The organism is Paenibacillus sp. RU5M, from assembly GCF_900221055.1.
Taxonomy (GTDB): Bacteria; Bacillota; Bacilli; order Paenibacillales; family Paenibacillaceae; genus Paenibacillus; species Paenibacillus marchantiae.
Genome location: NZ_OBQM01000009.1, coordinates 303,387 through 320,795, shown reverse-complemented (window position 1 = coordinate 320,795; position 17,409 = coordinate 303,387). Strand labels below are relative to the sequence as shown.

The window sequence follows — 17,409 nt, the reverse complement described above, 5'->3', positions numbered from 1 at the left end:
AACTTTATTGTGGCTCGGTAGCTCAGTCGGTAGAGCAGAGGACTGAAAATCCTCGTGTCGGCGGTTCGATTCCGTCCCGAGCCACCATTTATCACAACTTAATATGCCGGTGTAGCTCAACTGGTAGAGCAACTGACTTGTAATCAGTAGGTTGGGGGTTCAAGTCCTCTCGCCGGCACCATGTAATCCTGGAGGATTAGCGAAGTGGCCAAACGCATCAGACTGTAAATCTGCTCCCGTACGGGTTCGGTGGTTCGAATCCATCATCCTCCACCAGTTTTTAGGGGCATAGTTTAAAGGTAGAACAACGGTCTCCAAAACCGTTGGTGTGGGTTCAATTCCTGCTGCCCCTGCCAATTAACTTTTAAGAGCATATTGTATTATGGCGGTCGTGGCGAAGTGGTTAACGCACCGGTTTGTGGATCCGGCATTCGGGGGTTCAATTCCCCTCGATCGCCCTTTTGTTTTTTGGGGATTAGCCAAGCGGTAAGGCAACGGACTTTGACTCCGTCATGCATAGGTTCAAATCCTATATCCCCAGCCATTATGCGGACGTGGCTCAGCGGTAGAGCATCGCCTTGCCAAGGCGAGGGTCGCGGGTTCGATTCCCGTCGTCCGCTCCAAAATATGGCGCCATAGCCAAGTGGTAAGGCACAGCTCTGCAAAAGCTTTATCCCCAGTTCGAATCTGGGTGGCGCCTCCAGTATATTTCTATAAAAACATCATATGCCGGCGTGGCGGAATGGCAGACGCGCTCGACTCAAAATCGAGTGGGAAACCGTGGAGGTTCGAGTCCTCTCGCCGGTATTTAAGCAAGTAAGGAAAAGCTCATTAGATGCAAAATCTAATGAGCTTTTTTTATTTGGTGGAATTGAAGATGAATGTGAGGCAGTTAAGCAAAGAGGGGATCCTGAATGGATTCTTGTAGGTCACCACAACACTATTACTGCAGGGGAATCCAGCATGATGTGCTTGGGCAAATACGCGACATTCTGGTATCTCTAGATTCAAAGTATTGCTTTACCTGTAAATTGGCCACCTTTCAATTGCTGTGCTACTGCGTCAATTTCCTTTCTAATTTCTGCACTTGGATAGTTTGTAGAAGGAGATTGAATTATTGTTGTTTATGTATTGACGCATAACTTCAATGAGTATATTGTAGACATATAAAGTCTCTGATATTATTTCAAAGAATTGTGGATATTATAGCTCTTTTAAATTCATATAAAAGATGCTTATTAAAAAAAGATAATATTCTTTTTGCGAATTTTATATTTTATAAAAGAAATGGAGGGAAGCAACGTGTCTGAGGAAAAACATATATCCAAGCATTCTGAAATATTATTCGATCTATCTATGTGGGAAGAAGCGTGGAAGAATCAGTCCACAGCTTCAACATACAATATGAAGAGCGCAGCGTTTGACGCGAAATCAGCGTTTGAACGATGGGCTAGAGAATATCATCAACAATCGTTTACAGAAGAAGGAAAGCAGCGATCCGGACGCATCATAGGCTGGATTGAAAATCAGGGAGTGAGTTTTGACGGGTTATCGATATTAGACATTGGAGCAGCGTCGGGCATCTTTACGATTCCTTTTGCAACCAAAGGAGCGACCGTTACAGCTGTAGAGCCCTCTGAACTGTTAGTTTCATTAATGAAGGAGACAATTCCTGCATCCCTTACATCCAGTATTGATATCGTTTCAGAGCGGTTCGAGGACATATCGATTCAGGACAAGGGTTGGGAGAAGAAATATGATTTTGCATTTGCATCCATGTGCCCGGCAATGTCGAATTGGGAAACGATTGAACAGGCGATCAGCACTGCCCGAAAGTATGTTTATATCAGCACGATGGCTGGACCGAGAGAGCACACACTAATAGATGATCTTAAAGAGATACTAGGTGTCTATCCATCATACAACGCTGGAGATATGGGATATATACAACAGCTGCTGTACCTGAAAGATTATTCTTACACCACCTTGATCACTAAAGAAACAAGTTATATGGAGATGCCTGTTGAGGAAGTCGTTGATAAGCTTCAGGAGTGGCTTAGTACGCACGAACTGCCAACGGATGAAGGTTCACTTGCCTTGGCTGAGCAATATATTAGAGACACTTACAAGGATGGTATGGTTACATTCTCACGCGGAGGGAAGTTCGGTAAAATTCTGATTCAATTGGAGCAACCGAATATGAAAGTGGTACGGCCCAAGTAACAGTAGACCCATTTCAGCAATAATCAATTTAGATAAAATTTTAAGGGAGAAAAGGGAGCAGTTATACTGCTCCCTTTTGATGTTCATATATAAAACAACTTATTCTTCGACTAAATAACAAACGTTCTTCTTCTATAGATAGAAATAGTTATAACCGTCGTACTTCATCACCAAAAGAGCCAATTATTGCTTTATGGATAGATCAGGCTTCTGCTTTCGTTCCCTATACTGTCCAGGAGTGATCCCTTCCCATTTTCGAAAAGACCGGATAAAGTTCTGCGGGTTGTTATAACGAAGCCGTGCGGCAATATCCTTGACCGTTAGTTCGCTTTCGTCAAGCCACTTTTTAGCTATACTGAAGCGGTACTTCGTCAGATACTCACTGAATGCACAGCCTGTCTCTTTGCGGAACACACTACTTAGGTAGTTGGCATTGTAGTGAAGTCTGGATGCGCATTCCTCCAACGTCAGATCCTTATCGTATTCTTGCTGGATGATGGCAATCATTTTCTCGGATATGTGCTGATATTGGGCGTACTGTCTTTCTTTCAAAATGAGAATGATCGGTATGATGATATGATTATTAAACCATTGCTCAACCTCAGCTGCGTACTGTAGAGCATGAAGTTCATTGAAGATAGACCCATGGCCTTTGGAGATCTGTCCCAATCGTATACCGGATTCCTGCATCATCTGCAAAATATGTGTTAACAATCGGGTAAGTGCTACCTGATATTCTTCCGGTGTACATTCCATGCCGAACAGCACTTCAAGCAACTGATGGAGATGAGAGGAGGCCTGGGCTTCATCGGCATTTTGGATAGCCTGAATCAGCGTATACTCCAGTGATTCTGGATATGGCAGTGCCCAATGGGAGGTACGATTATCGATCGCCTCAAATTGAAAGATGATGCCTGCTCCCAGTTTCATTCGATGCTTGAGCGCTTCAAGGGCCTCCGTATAAGCTTGCGGTATCTGAAATAGGCAGACGTGGGGCTGACTAAAGCCAATGCTTACCTGGAGACTAAGGATCTCACTGATCTGAAGTTGTAGTTGTTCCGTTAACGTATACAGATGCTGTGAAAAGCGAACACGATCTTTCTCAGGGGTACCGATAATTGTAATGACAGCCTGTTCATATACGACAGGAAGTAACTGTTGTTCTGCATAAACACTCTCCTCCAGTATATTCTGAACGGCAAACAGCAACAAATCACGATCCTTGGCATGATATTTGGAGTGATTCATAAGATCAGCCTGGATTGCAATGACGGCTATTTGTTGCCATTCTTGAAGCTGTGAACCATAACCATTCTCTCTGAGTGTGTCATGAAGAGTGGATGGAGCATTTTTGCCCAGAAGCAGGTTGATTAGAAAATGAGTGCGGATCTGCAACTTATATTGATTCAATTTGCTTTCAAGCTGGGATCGAGAAGCAGATAGCTGTGAAACGCCGGCTCTGATTTGCTCAAATTCATCCATATGAAGCGTAGAATTGGTTTCCAAGTTACCTCTGGATAAGCGTTTATCACCAAGTTGTACGAGAAGCTTGCGTAGGGGTATAACCATTCTTCTCGAGCCTGCCCATGAGAGCAACAGTGAAAGCAGTAGCATAGCGACACTGATATACATGGTGTGCAACCCAATTTGAACATACTCGTGAGTAAGAATATTCGTAGGCGAAATGAGAATATATGTCCACCCTTTTAGAGAAGAATGCGTATAGGACAGCGAGTAACGTGTATCTGCAATACGTACCTCCCGTTGGCCTGAAGAGGCAGCGAATCCACGGATAGATAACAGCTCGCTAAGATTGGTACCGGATGCGCTATCTTTTATTCCTGCTGCAGCCAATGGCTGACCAATATATTCGGGATCGGGGTGGACCATGATGCGTTGTTCACGATTCAAAATGATTAGTCCGGCCTTAGAGCTGTCTGGTGAATCCTCTTCCAGTGGTTTTTGCAGTGAACATGCGGGAATTCCCGCAATCAGGGCAGCGTCAGAAGAAACATTTACATCGGGTATCGATCTGGCGAGTGCAATATGGTAAATGCAGCCTGAATTCATCAAGCGTTCATTATTGTTAAACACGGATGATGGTGTAAGCTGCCAACCGGATGTGAGTGTGTTCGATAATAAGTCTTTCATGGGCAGAGCCATTGGAAAATCAGTATTCAGGTACAGGCCAGCATGATCGATAAGCCAATCCTGGGTCTGATTTACGAGTGTAATATCCATTAGAGGCTCCCATGATCTCATATTCTTGAATTCGGTCTGTAACTTCTCAGCAAACAAAGGCCCGGTGCCCTGAACCGATGATGATGAAGTTAGCGAATGGAGCGTGTCCGGTGACCGAACGGCCTGATCGAGCATATAGCTTACGGTTGCAAGTTTGTGCTCCACGTTGGTTTGCATTTGGATTAACAGTTGTTTATTGGCTTGAGCACGATGCAGCTCTGATTGTTTTGAAGAATAGATAAAAGCGGCGATTCCCGTCAACAGAATGGGCAGGGTACTTAACAAGATTCCGAAGACTATCATTTTATGTAGATAGCTGAATGATCGCACAGGTCCACTCCTGACTTTTGGATTAGTAACACTTTCTATTTTAGTAAACGCTTACATATAGAACAATCTAAATTTTGTTTATTTGGATAAAAAAAGTAATAAAAATTCAAGTGGAAATGAAGATCATGAAATCGTTCAAATTATAATTGAGGTCGTTTTATCTTTAATGGAAGGCATAATGGGAAACGTCAGTCGAGGGAGAACGTAGATAAGAGGTATGGATGTCGTATTCATACGGGGTGAAACGGCTTGGAAGAAGGTTAATAAGGGATATCTAAGGCCTTTATTCGGTATAGTGGCCAATGGTCTGATCCAGGGACAGTCAAAGGTCCAACCCGATCCCCGACCTGAGTCTAGGATGAAAAACCGTCCACGGTCTGTTTTGAAAAGTCGCAGTTTCCCCTAGAATAAGGACATAAGGTTAAACAAGAAACAAACGAACAAACACACAAACCAAAATTAACGAACCGAAAGGGTGGTGAACAATAATTATGAGATGGAATAAAGGAAATGGCTGGGCGGTTGTACTGATTGCATTGGGTGCACTCCTCCTCTTCGGGAAGTTAACTCCTCTACTGGGACATTTAATGGGTTATCTAATTCCGATCCTGATGATTGCACTTGGCTACTACGGAGTTAAACGAGGAAATGTACTGCTTGGATGGATTGTTCTCTTCATCGGTATCCTCTCATTGCTGGGTAAACTAGCCTGGCTGATCGGACCGATCATCGCGATTGGGTTAATCATCTTCGGATTCTCCATGTTGAGTAATAATCGCAGTCGTCGTGGCCGTTACTAAGCTTTCACGATTATGATAAGGAGGACAGACAAAATGAGTGTATTTCGTCGAATGCGGGACATTACCGTAGCTAATTTAAACGAACATCTGGAGCAAAGTCAGGATCCAGTCAAACTGATTGATCAGTTTCTGGTCTCGACCCGCCAAGACATCGGTGAAGCCGAGAAGCTTCGTCATCAATATGCAAGCCATACCAGACAAATGAAACAACAAGCGGATCAGGCAGCAGGTATGGTACACAAACGGGAAGAACAAGCTTCCATGGCTCTGAAAGCAGGCGAGGAGCATTTAGCTAAACTTGCTTTACAGGAGAAAATCCTACACGAGGAAAAAATGGAGCAATACAATGAATTGTACGCACAAAGCAATGCGGCTTTACAGGAACTGGACGAACAGATCGACCAACTGAAAGTGGAGTATCAAAATGTATACAGCAAACGCCAATATTACTACGCTCGTATGCAGACGATTCAATTGCAGCAACGAATGAATCAGAGAGGTCACTACAACGGTCAGAATGTACCCCGTATGTTCAACCGGCTGGACGATCAGGTTTCTGATCTCGAATATGAGGCACAAAGTCTCCGGGATTTGCGGCGGATGAGTCAGGATGGGTCAGGTACGTCTGGCACCATGTCATCCTCTACGCTGGACAAAGAACTGGAACGGCTGAAACAAAAGCTGAACAATGACAGAAAGGAGTAGACACATGAATAAACTTTACCGCTCATCGCGTAATCGTATGCTGACAGGTTTGATTGGCGGCATATCTGAAAATCTTGGATTTAGTTCCACGCTGCTGCGTATCATTTTCTTCATCAGTATTTTCGCTACGGGGGGTACATCATTGTTGATCTACTTCATCACTGCATTGGTAGTGCCAAAAGAACCCTATCACGCTGATCCATACACTTATGGTGCTGATCACGTAAGAGGATACAAGTAAACGAAAGGAGTAAGCACATGAGCAAATTATATCGCTCAACACGTGACCGGATGCTGACAGGATTATGTGGTGGGATATCCGAGTCGATCGGCATGGATTCAACCTTGCTGCGTATCATCTTCGTCATCAGTATCTTCGTAACTGGCGGCACGTCGTTGTTAATCTACTTCATCGCAGCACTGGTGGTGCCAAAAGAGCCATATCCACCTTATGATCCATACGGCTATGGTCCGGGTCCTGGTCCTGGCGCTGGTAGAGGATACAACAACTTTGATCACGAGCCGCCAAGAGGTCCTTTCCAAAACAACCATAATCAAGGCCCTGGAAACTTTGGTCCTGGCCCAGGATACAACAGCAGACCTCAGTCTGGTCCACGTTCTTACGACAATAACGCCTACGGAGCAGGGTCACAGCAAGAAAGTGAACTTGATTCCATGATGAAAGATATTGAGAAAAAAGCATTGAAAAAAGAAGTTGAAGAGCTTCGCCAAAAATTATCTCGTTACGAGAAGGGAGAAAAGTAAAATGGGAGTATTTAAACGGATTAAGGATATGACTAAAGCGTCGGTAAATGATATGTTGGATAAAGTGGAAGACCCGATTGTAATGTTGAACCAGTACTTGCGTGACATGGAGGCTGAAATTCATGAGGCAGAGGTAACAGTCGCCAAACAAATGGCGAACGAGCGTCGCATGAAACAGCGTCTGGACGAAGCAGAACGTACATCGGTACAACGTGAGTCTCAGGCAGAGGCTGCACTGGCTAATGGTCAGGAAGAAGTGGCTCGTAAATTGCTGGAAGAGAAAATCTACTTCGATCAAAAAATTACGGAATACAGAGAACTTCATGCTCAATCCGAAGCTCAAGCCAAAGATTTGCTGCAACAGCTGCATGACATGAAAGATGAGTTCTACAAAATGCGTAACAAACGTAATGAACTCGTATCCCGTGCACAGATGGCGAAAGCCAAAAAACAAATGTCTCAAATCAACAGCTTGCACTCGATCGAGAGTGGTGGTGCATCCCTTGGATTCCACCGCATGGAAGAGAAAATCATGCAAATGGAAGCTGAAGCTGATGTGAGCCGTGCACCTTATCGTAATACACAATCTACGTACACTAACCCTGTAGATACAGAAAAGCAATTCAAAGTGGATCAACAGCTGCAAGCTCTGAAAAACAAAATTGGCAATGGTGCCAAAAATGAAACGGGCGGTACTTCAAAAGAATAACTGTTCGCTCAGCAGACAATATGATATTCTATAAATCGTGAATAAAGAACGGTTTCTAGAACAAAGGTTAAGCCATACAGGTGTTTAAAGCCTGATATGGCTTTTCCGTCGAATTGGGAAGATTAACTTACAGAGGAGGTGCGGCAGAGATGAATAAGAAGGGTCAATGGCTTGCTGTTGTAATCATTGTGATCGGCATGCTGATGTTACTGAACCGAAATATTAACCTACTGACCGTCGCCGCACTGATTCTGTTAACGATAGGTATGGTACAAGTTCGTAAGGGGGACACACACAAAGGTTATCGATACCTCGGTATCGGTGCCGCACTGTTGTTGCTTGATAATCTAATGATTGTATTTTTGATTGTACTGGCTTCGCTGGCCTATTTTTATTCCAAAAACAAAAAGATTCATCTAGATGGGAATATCATGCGCAAGCAAAACTTCATGGCCCGGTACTATTGGGATCAAGCACCATGGACATTGCGGAGTATGAGCCTATGGCATGCCATGGGTGAGATTAATGCAGATCTGTCACTTTCCCTCCCGGAAGAGAAACAAACGATTGTACTTTTGCAGGGAGTTATGGGGAATGTTCGTCTGATACTGCCTGAAGATTATGGTGTTGAAATTGAGGCATCGGTACTCTTTGGACGGATTAGCCTGAATGGAGAGCAGGATAGTGGCATGATGAACAAATTGGTATGGAGAACTCCTGGATATGAGTCCAGTGAACATAAAGCAAAATTTGTCATTTCTTATATTGTTGGCGACCTAAACATCAGTAATCCGTAATAAGTTAAATAGGTGAAGAAGGAGGAGACCCGGATGAAGACAAAACGACATACCGACATGGTAACCCGAAGTATGGGTGAAGGGATCCTCCTTGTTTTCATTGTGCTCATTGTAATCTTGTATGTATTGTATACATATGGCTATCTTGCCCCGTTTGCTGGATGGAGGCATCTGATTCAATCGGGTCTGGCGTTACTATTGCTCTTGGTCGGTATGGGTGCGGCCTTCGGCTTCTATCAGAGTTACCGGGTCAAACGAAGGCTTGAACTATTGCGAGAGACGCTGCTGCAATGGGAAAAGGGGTCACTCTCACGTACTGTGCCGGACCTCGGCATTGATGATGTCGGGCGATTAAGTGAGCAGCTTGGACGTATCGGCAAAAAGTGGGAAGATCAGGTCTCTTCTTTGCAAAGGTTGTCTACGAATAACGCGCAGTTGGCTGAACAGGCAAGAATAACGGCCATTGTGGAGGAACGGCAGCGGTTGGCACGAGAATTGCATGATGCGGTATCACAGCAGTTGTTCGCCATTTCTATGACCGCAACAGCGGTTGGACGAAGAATGGAGAAGGATTTTGCACGTGCCCAGCGGCAGGTGGCCCTGATCGAAGAGATGGCGTCGGTAGCTCAATCTGAGATGCGGGCGTTGCTATTACATTTGCGACCTGTCTACCTGGAGGGTAAACATCTCGAACAAGGTTTACGTGATCTTGTGATGGAGTTGAAAACAAAAGTACCTATGGACATTGTGCTCGAAATGGATGAAGACATTCATTTGATCAAAGGCATTGAGAATCATCTGTTCCGTATTGTTCAGGAAGCGATGTCCAATACATTACGTCATGCGAAGGCAGAAAAGATGGAAATTCGACTTCAGCGCCGGATAGATGCCATTCGGGTACTGATTCGTGATGATGGTCAGGGATTTGATCTCGACGATCAGAAACAGGCTTCCTATGGTCTGACCAATATGCGTGAACGTGTGACTGAAATTGGCGGAGCCATTCAATTTGTAACGGCGCCGGGCAAAGGAACACGAATTGAGATTACAATACCTTTGATGAACGATGAAAGCGGGGAAGAACATGTCAATGGAGACGGGGATAGAAACGGAGACGGAAGTGGAAACGTCGATCAAAGTGTTGCTCGTGGATGATCATGAGATGGTACGCATTGGCCTCGCTGCGGTCCTGGATACCGAAGATGGCATTGAAGTGGTGGGGGAAGCGGGTAGCGGTGAGGAAGGTATTCGCTTGGCACAGGAGTATAAACCTGATGTTGTCCTGATGGATCTCGTCATGGAAGGGATGGACGGAATTGAAGCCACCCGGCAGCTGCTCAAAATGTATCCGGAATGCAAGGTCATTGTACTGACCAGTTATCTGGATGATGAAAAAATGTATCCGGTTATTGAGGCAGGAGCCTTCAGTTATCTGCTGAAAACATCGAGAGCTAATGAGGTGGCAGATGCGATCCGCGCAGCGGCTCGGGGGCAATCGGTTCTGGAATCACAAGTGGCGTCCAAAATGATGAATCGTTTCCGACAGCCGCAGGCAGTGGCACCAGCTCATGATGAATTGACTGATCGGGAGATGGATGTACTTCGGTTAGTCGCTAAAGGCAAATCGAACCAGGACATCGCAGATGATCTGATTATCGGGATCAAGACAGTCAAATTCCATGTCACGAACATACTAGCAAAATTGGGCGTGGATGATCGTACACAGGCAGCCATCTATGCTTATAAGAATGGACTTGCGGAATAGAAAAAGAAGCGTGTGATGGTTGAGGCATGCACTATGGTTTTACTGAGTAGATAAGGTGAAGTTAAGCAATCGGTGGAGCACGATTCGAAAGTCTGTTCTGCCCATAAAATGATATAAGGTCCGATCAGCCATGAAGATGGTGGATGGGGCTTTTTTTGTGTGCCAAAAAGAAGTTTAGCAAATGAGTAATGGGGGCATGCTGTTGATAGATTCATAGAATGTAAGAAAGAGCGGAGGATTCGAATGTTAAATCGATGGATGACAGTAGGCACACTAGCATTAGCAATCATTATACTTGTAGGCATGACTCATGTGTACGCTGAGAAGACGGAATCCGAAGCAGGCAAGCTGGAACAATTGATGAAGACTGCAGATACAGCAATCGATCATGTGGAGCGTCTAGTCATCAAATGGCAAGGGGAAGGCCGTGGAGATGCAAAAGACCAGGCGGAGCTGCTTGCTCATCGGCTAGGATTGCAACAGCCTGAACACGGTGTTCAGACGGGGCATGATGTGTATCGCAGTGAGATGGCTGCTGATGCTCAGCACGCAGGCATTCTGGTCAATGTTGTCGTTACGGGGGAAAATGAATACTACGCGATCGTCCAGTTATCAGGCAATGAACATACGGACCAACGTTTATTGATCACATTGCATGAACAAGTATCCCAGTTGCTCACAGACTCCGGAATGAAGGCGGCTTGGAATTTCGCTGTGCAGGGCACAGGAGCAATGGAAAGTGGCGCCAGCAATCAATTGCAGCAAATCGAGCAACAGCTGTCTGGAGATATGAATATGCAAGCGATAGAACGTTATACGGATAACAGCACTGCCAGCGTGTCATATGAGGCATCGGATTTGCCCATAGTGATTAAAAGCGGTACGCATCTCTTGAACATGCAGCTGGCGGTCCATCAGGATGATGAAAAGGGGACCAATCGAGTTACAGTAGGTTTCCCGGTGATCACGATTGAATATTGATGCAATATTAAAGCAGATTTATAAGTTTGATCATGAATTTTTATAGATGAAATTTCCATGAATTGTGGAAAAATATTGATAACATTTCTCAGGAAAATTAGTGCAACCCATGGGGCTTTATGCTAAAATGGCATCACATCCAAGAAGGAAATTTGCTGGTAATTGACGGTTGTATGTTACGTATATAACACCATTACATAGCTCGGGGAGAGTGTGGAGATGTCTTCCCGGAAAGAAAGAGGAGCCCATGGTCGAAAAACAAATGCAAGATGAAGTGCAGACACCAGGTGCAGTATTTTTCATTTTTGGAGCAACGGGTGATTTGGCCCGCCGGAAGCTGTTTCCGGCTATCTACAGTCTCTACCGCGAAGGTAAATTAGCCGAAGACTTTGCGGTTATTGGTGTAGCGCGTCGTCCGAGGTCACCAGAAGAATTCCGGGAAGACATCTATGAATCCATTAAGGAGTTCTGCCGCTATCCAGCGGGGGAACCCGATGAGTGGAACGCTTTTGTCGAACATTTTGAGTATAAATCACTAGATATCAATAACGTGGACGGTTTCAAAGAATTACGTGAGCAGACAGAGAGTTTGGAAGCGAAGTTTAACACACCGGGTAACCGTCTGTTCTATCTGGCGCTGGCACCTGAGCTCTTCGGCAGCGTGTCATATAGTTTGCGTGATGGTGGAATGTTGGAGAGCCGCGGGTGGAATCGACTTGTAATTGAGAAACCATTTGGATATGATCTGCAATCTGCGGAGCATCTGAATGAGCAGATTCGTGAAGTGTTCCGTGAGGAAGAGATTTATCGCATTGACCACTATCTGGGCAAGGAAATGGTACAGAATATCGAAGTGATTCGCTTTGGTAATGCCTTTTTCGAGCCGCTTTGGAACAATAAACATATTGCCAACGTTCAGATTACTCTGGGAGAGACGGTTGGTGTGGAAGAACGCGGTGGATACTACGATCACTCGGGAGCATTGCGCGATATGGGACAGAACCATATGCTGCAGATGTTGACGATGATTGCCATGGAGCCACCAAGCCGTTTGTTCCCGGAGGACATCCGTGATGAGAAGGTTAAGGTACTGCGTTCTCTGCGTGCGTTCAACTCAAATGAAGAAGTAAGCACTAACGTTGTGCGCGGGCAGTATACCGAAGGGGAGTATCGTGGTAAGCAGCTTCCCGGTTATCGTCAGGAAGACAAGGTTGATCCTGAATCCAATACGGAGACTTACTTTGCCGCACGTGTATTTGTGGATAATTTCCGCTGGGCGGGTGTGCCGTTCTATATTCGGACAGGCAAGCGCCTTCCGGTGAAAACGACCGAAATCGTGGTTGAATTCAAATCCATGCCGAGTAACGTTTATCTGGGCAAAAAGTATAAACTGGAGCCGAATTTGCTCGTCATTCGGGTCAATCCGATGGAAGGTATTTATATTAAAATCAATGCCAAGAAGCCGGGTTCAGACTCCGAGATTCAGCCGCTGGCGATGGACTTCTGTCAGAGCTGCATGATTGGAATCAACTCGCCGGAGGCGTATGAACGTCTGTTGCATGATGCAGCAGAAGGAGACTCCACCTACTTTACCCGTTGGGATGAAGTTGCTACAGCATGGTCCTTCGTTGACCGGATTGCGGCGGCTTGGGCGGAAAATCACGGAGAGCTGCACACATATCCAGCAGGTACGTGGGGGCCTGAAGCAACAGGCAAACTGCTGGAACAGGACGGCTTCCACTGGTGGCCGGTGAACGGTCAGGACGAAGACAGTGTCGTCTGGCAAGTGAACAATTAATCGTGGGAGTAACACTCACGAGTGGCTGAGATTTTGATTAGAGCGAAGTCATTTTATTGGTGATAAGACTAACACTGTTATAAATAAGGCCTGGGAAGAACGCAGACATGCGATCTTTCCAGGTCTTTTTTGCGATAGAGAAGTGTGGGATGTAAAAGTTTGCATATAATAAAATAAGTTATTGACAAAAAGTAAGTATATAACTTATACTCAACTCAAGAGATAAAGAGATTACGCAAAGACATACGAAACCCGATGACGAATCGGATACGTACATCATTCATGAGATAAAATGTGAACCAGGTGAAGGGGTTACAAAATACATTCATGAAGAAAAAATTTAGCATAATATCTTTAATCTAAGAATACTATTTTGTATATATTGAATGGAGGAAAAGAAAATGTTGGATGTAGGATTGTTGTTGATTCGTTTGGTGATTGGATTGTCGTTCATGGCGCACGGGGCTCAGAAATTGTTTGGATGGTTCGGGGGATATGGAATCAAGGGAACGGGTGGCTGGTTTGAATCGATGGGGATGAAACCCGGGGCATTGGTAGCGTTACTGGCAGGGCTCGCTGAATTTGGCGGTGGATTGCTGCTAGCTCTGGGTCTGCTCACACCGGTAGGCGGCATTCTGATTGCTCTGACTATGGTTATTGCCATTGTGAAGGTTCATGGTGCGAACGGATACTGGTCCACACAAAACGGGTTTGAATATAACCTTGCGATCCTGGTGGTTGGTGTAGCACTAGCTTTGACAGGTGGAGGACAATACGCACTGGACGCATTAATTTTCTAAGAGCGGCAAGCGAAATGAATAATGAGTACCTGGATGCCATAATGATGGCGGAAGGGTGCTCTTTTTTTGCATTCGGAAAAGAGAAGAATCTGCTGTACGTAATCGGTTATTTTCGGTAAAGATTATGGTACAATAGGAAAGTTGGATATTAAATCAGGTCTACGGCATGAATGGAAGCACAATGCTTAGGGAGGATGAACTCCGTTGTAAATGTGTAAAATTAACATAGGATGCTTAATTGCCTCATATGCGAAATGCGAATGTACAATCAACCGGCATAGCCGGATTGCATAAAGATTGAATGGTAGACCGGCCTCGCCGGATTAACGTGAATGAACGGACGAAAGGGATAGAATCTATGAGCAAAGCTGCAGATAACATTCTTCAACAGGAAGTGGACAAACGCCGGACGTTTGCCATTATCTCTCACCCGGATGCGGGTAAAACGACATTGACCGAGAAACTGTTGCTGTTCGGGGGCGCGATTCGTCTTGCCGGTACAGTAAAAGCTCGGAAAGCAAGCAAACATGCAACAAGTGACTGGATGGAAATTGAGAAGCAACGGGGGATCTCGGTTACATCTTCCGTCATGCAGTTTGATTATCTGGATCATCGTGTCAATATTCTGGATACACCAGGTCACCAGGACTTCAGTGAAGATACGTATCGTACACTGACAGCTGCGGATAGCGCGGTGATGTTGATTGACGTGGCGAAAGGCGTCGAGGCACAGACGATCAAATTGTTCCAGGTTTGTGCGAAGCGTGGTATTCCGATCTTTACGTTTATCAACAAACTCGACCGTGAGGGTAAAAGTCCATTTGACCTGATGGAAGAACTTGAAAATGTACTGGGTATTCGTTCGGTTCCGATGAACTGGCCTATTGGTACAGGTCGGGAGCTGTGCGGTGTGTATGACCGGATGAAAAATCAGGTGGAATTGTTCCAAGGGGACGATCACTCGACGATTAAAGTACAAAAGGTAGATGGCTACAAAGATCCGATTATCCGTGAGATGGCTGGAGAATATCTGCATGATCAATTGTGTCAGGATCTGGAGTTGCTGGATATCGCGGGAGACCAATTCGACATGGAGAGAGTTCAACGCGGCGAATTGACACCTATTTTCTTCGGTAGTGCGATCAACAATTTTGGCGTGCAGACGTTCTTGGAGAATTTCCTGGAACTGGCTCCGAAGCCTGAACCACGTCGCAGTACGGCAGGAGAGATTCAGCCAACGAATGATAAATTCAGCGGTTATGTATTCAAGATTCAAGCGAACATGAACCCGGCACACCGCGATCGTATTGCGTTCCTGCGTATTGTGTCAGGCAAGTTCCAACGCGGGATGAGTGTGAAGCATAACCGTGTGGGTAAAGAGATCAAGCTGTCACAGCCACAGCAATTCCTGGCACAAGACCGGGATATTGTCGAAGAGGCATATGCAGGCGATATTATCGGTTTGTTCGATCCAGGTATCTTCCGGATTGGAGATTCACTGAGCCAAGGCAGCGAAGTTATATTTGAGGAATTGCCAACGTTCTCGCCAGAGATTTTCGCCAAAGTTACCGTTAAAAATGCATTAAAACATAAACAGTATCAAAAAGGGATTGACCAGTTGACGGAGGAAGGAACCATTCAGGTGTTCCAGACCGTGAGCTTTGACGAGACCATACTCGGCGTAATTGGTCAACTCCAGTTCGAGGTATTTGAATACCGGATGAAAGGCGAGTATGGGGTAGACGTGCAATTGCAACGTATGCAGTATCAATTCGCCCGCTGGATTGTGGACGAGAACTTGGACCCAAGTAAATTCCGGATCAACTCTGCTCTGGTGAAAGATAAAAAGGGTAATCATGTAGTCCTGTTCGAAAATGAATACGCGATGAGAACCGCAATGGACAAAAACCCGACGGCGAAATTCCTGGAGACAGCTCCATAAGCCGTTTTTTTCTAAAATAGTAAAGACTGCAGAAGCAAGTGGCCTAAATTCCTGATCAGAGGGGTTTAGGTCATTTTGTCGTTTCTGGCTTTTATATCTCATTAAGGTTTCCGCCGCATAGGAGATAAAGGGAGAATAACATTCAGTCATCATTCAGTCTGCTCTCAGGTTAAATTCAGTTTGGCCGCCGATGAAATTGGAGTGTATGGTACTGCTACTCATATATGTACACAGAGAGAGGAGATCTATTTTGTCACTATCCATTAACAGGCATTCGATCACAACGTCCTATGATCATTCAGTAAAGGCAAACGAAAACAAGTTAAATAGCCTGGACTACGACACTGCACAAAGAAAGGCCGCTGACTCACTTGAATTAAGCAAAGAATTTGCAGAATATGCCGGAGGGGTACAGGCTTCACTCCCAACAGAAAACTACAGCAGAACGTTCAATGCAAGCGAGGATACGTTTGTACTGACGACGGATCAACAGAAATCGCTGTTATCTGATCTGCAAAGTTATCTGTCTTCTTCGGATGCTTCAGAAGCAACAGATGAGATTACTGGCAGCACGGTGAACCCGTTGGCTTCCATATCTGATTTGTTATCCGGTCAGGACCTTTCAGCAGCAACGGACGAGGATATCTCCGATTTATTTGACCAGGTAGCTGAAATCATTCAAAGCCAACGCCCTGAACCTCCGCCAGGAAAAGATTCACCGCGTTCTGATCGCAATGGAACACCTCCAATGATGCAAGCCATGGGTGGGATTATGCCGCCATTTGCATGGAATATTCAAGAGAATTCTAACGAGCAGAACCAAGATAACACAATGAACAACGAGCTTACTGTTGATGAAAAGAAATCCTTGCTGAGTGAGTTGCAAAGTCTCATTACCAGCTCGGGATCAGGGGCTGCCTCTTCGGGTGAGGATGAAGAGAATGATATGCTGGCTGCACTTAAGAATTCATGGGGGAATACGGACACATCCACTGCTGAAGATGAAGAAATATCGGCTCTGTTTGAAAAAATCGCCAAAATATTTAATTGAGCGGTTTTCCTTTTCTAAAACATGGGTATACACAAACAAGGTACTGCCTCCTGAGTTTTGCTCAGTGGCTGTACCTTGTTTGGTTGGGGAGCCTATTAGTCTACAGGGATATAACTGGCTTGCTCTTGGAGCAAGGCATCATCCAGACCAATGAGCCAAAATCTTTCTTTGCAGACAGAACAACGTGATGATGGTACCTTTCCCTCCAAGGCTTCAATTATCTGATGGGTTGAACGGGAATGGTGTGCAGATGCTCCTGCGCGATTTGAATTAATTCTTCCTGCTTGGCAGGTTCCGTGTTCTTCCAGATCATTTCGAAAATGGCACCAAGTCCGGGTAATGCTGCTTCCGGTCCATCTACAGAACCTTCGATCATCTCCCGGAGCTGATCATCACTTTTATCATGAACCTTATGAACAATCGCTTCACGCAGGCTTAATGTAATTGGCATCGCAAGTCCCTCCTCGTATATTCGGCTGCTCTAATACTGTTCCCTGGGAAG

The 17,409-nt window shown here is 45.2% G+C and carries 17 protein-coding genes and 9 tRNA genes; 24 read left to right on the top strand and 2 right to left on the bottom strand.

Annotation, left to right across the window (positions count from 1 at the left end):
- The first annotated feature begins 11 nt into the window (after positions 1-11).
- The 11 genes from CRO25_RS24515 to CRO25_RS24465 all read left to right on the top strand — a co-directional run bounded on the left by CRO25_RS24515 (position 12) and on the right by CRO25_RS24465 (position 2,223).
- Positions 12-87, top strand: a tRNA-Phe gene (locus CRO25_RS24515).
- Positions 88-105: 18 nt separating this feature from the next.
- Positions 106-181: transfer RNA gene (locus CRO25_RS24510), tRNA-Thr, on the top strand.
- A gap of 9 nt (positions 182-190) precedes the next feature.
- Positions 191-276 (top strand) — tRNA-Tyr (locus CRO25_RS24505).
- Positions 277-282: 6 nt separating this feature from the next.
- Positions 283-356 (top strand) — tRNA-Trp (locus CRO25_RS24500).
- A 29-nt stretch (positions 357-385) separates the two neighbouring features.
- A tRNA-His gene (locus CRO25_RS24495) sits at positions 386-458 on the top strand.
- A gap of 11 nt (positions 459-469) precedes the next feature.
- Positions 470-544, top strand: a tRNA-Gln gene (locus CRO25_RS24490).
- Positions 545-548: 4 nt separating this feature from the next.
- Positions 549-623, top strand: a tRNA-Gly gene (locus tag CRO25_RS24485).
- A 6-nt stretch (positions 624-629) separates the two neighbouring features.
- Positions 630-703, top strand: a tRNA-Cys gene (locus CRO25_RS24480).
- A 25-nt stretch (positions 704-728) separates the two neighbouring features.
- Positions 729-807 (top strand) — tRNA-Leu (locus CRO25_RS24475).
- A complete protein-coding gene (locus tag CRO25_RS33715; RefSeq protein ID WP_079696705.1) occupies positions 781-1,005 on the top strand; it encodes a hypothetical protein in 225 nt (74 codons plus the stop codon). The genes CRO25_RS24475 and CRO25_RS33715 overlap by 27 nt, the downstream gene beginning before the upstream one ends.
- A 297-nt stretch (positions 1,006-1,302) precedes the next feature.
- A complete protein-coding gene (locus CRO25_RS24465; RefSeq protein ID WP_079696704.1) occupies positions 1,303-2,223 on the top strand; it encodes a methyltransferase domain-containing protein in 921 nt (306 codons plus the stop codon).
- Positions 2,224-2,406: 183 nt separating this feature from the next.
- Here CRO25_RS24465 and CRO25_RS24460 read toward each other — a convergent pair whose 3' ends face one another.
- On the bottom strand, positions 2,407-4,767 hold the full coding sequence (locus CRO25_RS24460) for a helix-turn-helix domain-containing protein (RefSeq protein WP_079696703.1): 2,361 nt from the start codon (positions 4,765-4,767) through the stop codon (positions 2,407-2,409).
- 518 nt (positions 4,768-5,285) lie between these two features.
- Between CRO25_RS24460 and CRO25_RS24455 the strand changes: the two genes are divergently transcribed.
- From CRO25_RS24455 to CRO25_RS24395, 13 genes are all read left to right on the top strand, one after another.
- On the top strand, positions 5,286-5,594 hold the full coding sequence (locus CRO25_RS24455) for a hypothetical protein (protein ID WP_062324034.1): 309 nt from the start codon (positions 5,286-5,288) through the stop codon (positions 5,592-5,594).
- Between the two features lie 33 nt (positions 5,595-5,627).
- Entirely contained in the window at positions 5,628-6,299 is a 672-nt protein-coding gene (locus CRO25_RS24450) for a PspA/IM30 family protein (protein WP_063566170.1), read from the top strand.
- A 4-nt stretch (positions 6,300-6,303) separates the two neighbouring features.
- Positions 6,304-6,540: a PspC domain-containing protein gene (locus CRO25_RS24445; RefSeq protein WP_079696702.1), complete on the top strand. Its 237-nt coding sequence runs from the start codon at positions 6,304-6,306 to the stop codon at positions 6,538-6,540.
- Between the two features lie 17 nt (positions 6,541-6,557).
- Entirely contained in the window at positions 6,558-7,064 is a 507-nt protein-coding gene (locus CRO25_RS24440; protein ID WP_063566168.1) for a PspC domain-containing protein, read from the top strand.
- Between the two features lies 1 nt (position 7,065).
- Entirely contained in the window at positions 7,066-7,773 is a 708-nt protein-coding gene (locus CRO25_RS24435) for a PspA/IM30 family protein (protein WP_064635674.1), read from the top strand.
- 149 nt (positions 7,774-7,922) lie between these two features.
- Entirely contained in the window at positions 7,923-8,570 is a 648-nt protein-coding gene (liaF, locus tag CRO25_RS24430) for a cell wall-active antibiotics response protein LiaF (protein WP_063566167.1), read from the top strand.
- A 33-nt stretch (positions 8,571-8,603) separates the two neighbouring features.
- On the top strand, positions 8,604-9,725 hold the full coding sequence (locus CRO25_RS24425) for a sensor histidine kinase (protein WP_079696701.1): 1,122 nt from the start codon (positions 8,604-8,606) through the stop codon (positions 9,723-9,725).
- A complete protein-coding gene (locus CRO25_RS24420; protein WP_176854774.1) occupies positions 9,661-10,335 on the top strand; it encodes a response regulator transcription factor in 675 nt (224 codons plus the stop codon). The genes CRO25_RS24425 and CRO25_RS24420 overlap by 65 nt, the downstream gene beginning before the upstream one ends.
- 243 nt (positions 10,336-10,578) lie before the next feature.
- Complete coding sequence (locus CRO25_RS24415) at positions 10,579-11,316, top strand: YwmB family TATA-box binding protein (RefSeq protein WP_079696700.1); 738 nt, start codon at positions 10,579-10,581, stop codon at positions 11,314-11,316.
- Between the two features lie 247 nt (positions 11,317-11,563).
- Positions 11,564-13,114: a glucose-6-phosphate dehydrogenase gene (gene zwf, locus CRO25_RS24410; RefSeq protein ID WP_079696699.1), complete on the top strand. Its 1,551-nt coding sequence runs from the start codon at positions 11,564-11,566 to the stop codon at positions 13,112-13,114.
- 401 nt (positions 13,115-13,515) lie between these two features.
- Positions 13,516-13,914: a DoxX family protein gene (locus tag CRO25_RS24405; protein WP_053783291.1), complete on the top strand. Its 399-nt coding sequence runs from the start codon at positions 13,516-13,518 to the stop codon at positions 13,912-13,914.
- Between the two features lie 358 nt (positions 13,915-14,272).
- The gene (locus tag CRO25_RS24400; RefSeq protein WP_079696698.1) at positions 14,273-15,856 is read left to right on the top strand and encodes a peptide chain release factor 3; all 1,584 of its coding nucleotides are present in this window, start codon (positions 14,273-14,275) and stop codon (positions 15,854-15,856) included.
- A 250-nt stretch (positions 15,857-16,106) separates the two neighbouring features.
- Positions 16,107-16,907 carry a hypothetical protein gene (locus CRO25_RS24395; protein ID WP_079696697.1) on the top strand — a complete coding sequence of 267 codons (801 nt, stop codon included), beginning with the start codon at positions 16,107-16,109 and terminating at the stop codon, positions 16,905-16,907.
- A gap of 217 nt (positions 16,908-17,124) precedes the next feature.
- Here CRO25_RS24395 and sspI read toward each other — a convergent pair whose 3' ends face one another.
- Entirely contained in the window at positions 17,125-17,358 is a 234-nt protein-coding gene (gene sspI / locus CRO25_RS24390; protein ID WP_062324046.1) for a small acid-soluble spore protein SspI, read from the bottom strand.
- Positions 17,359-17,409: the final 51 nt, after the last annotated feature.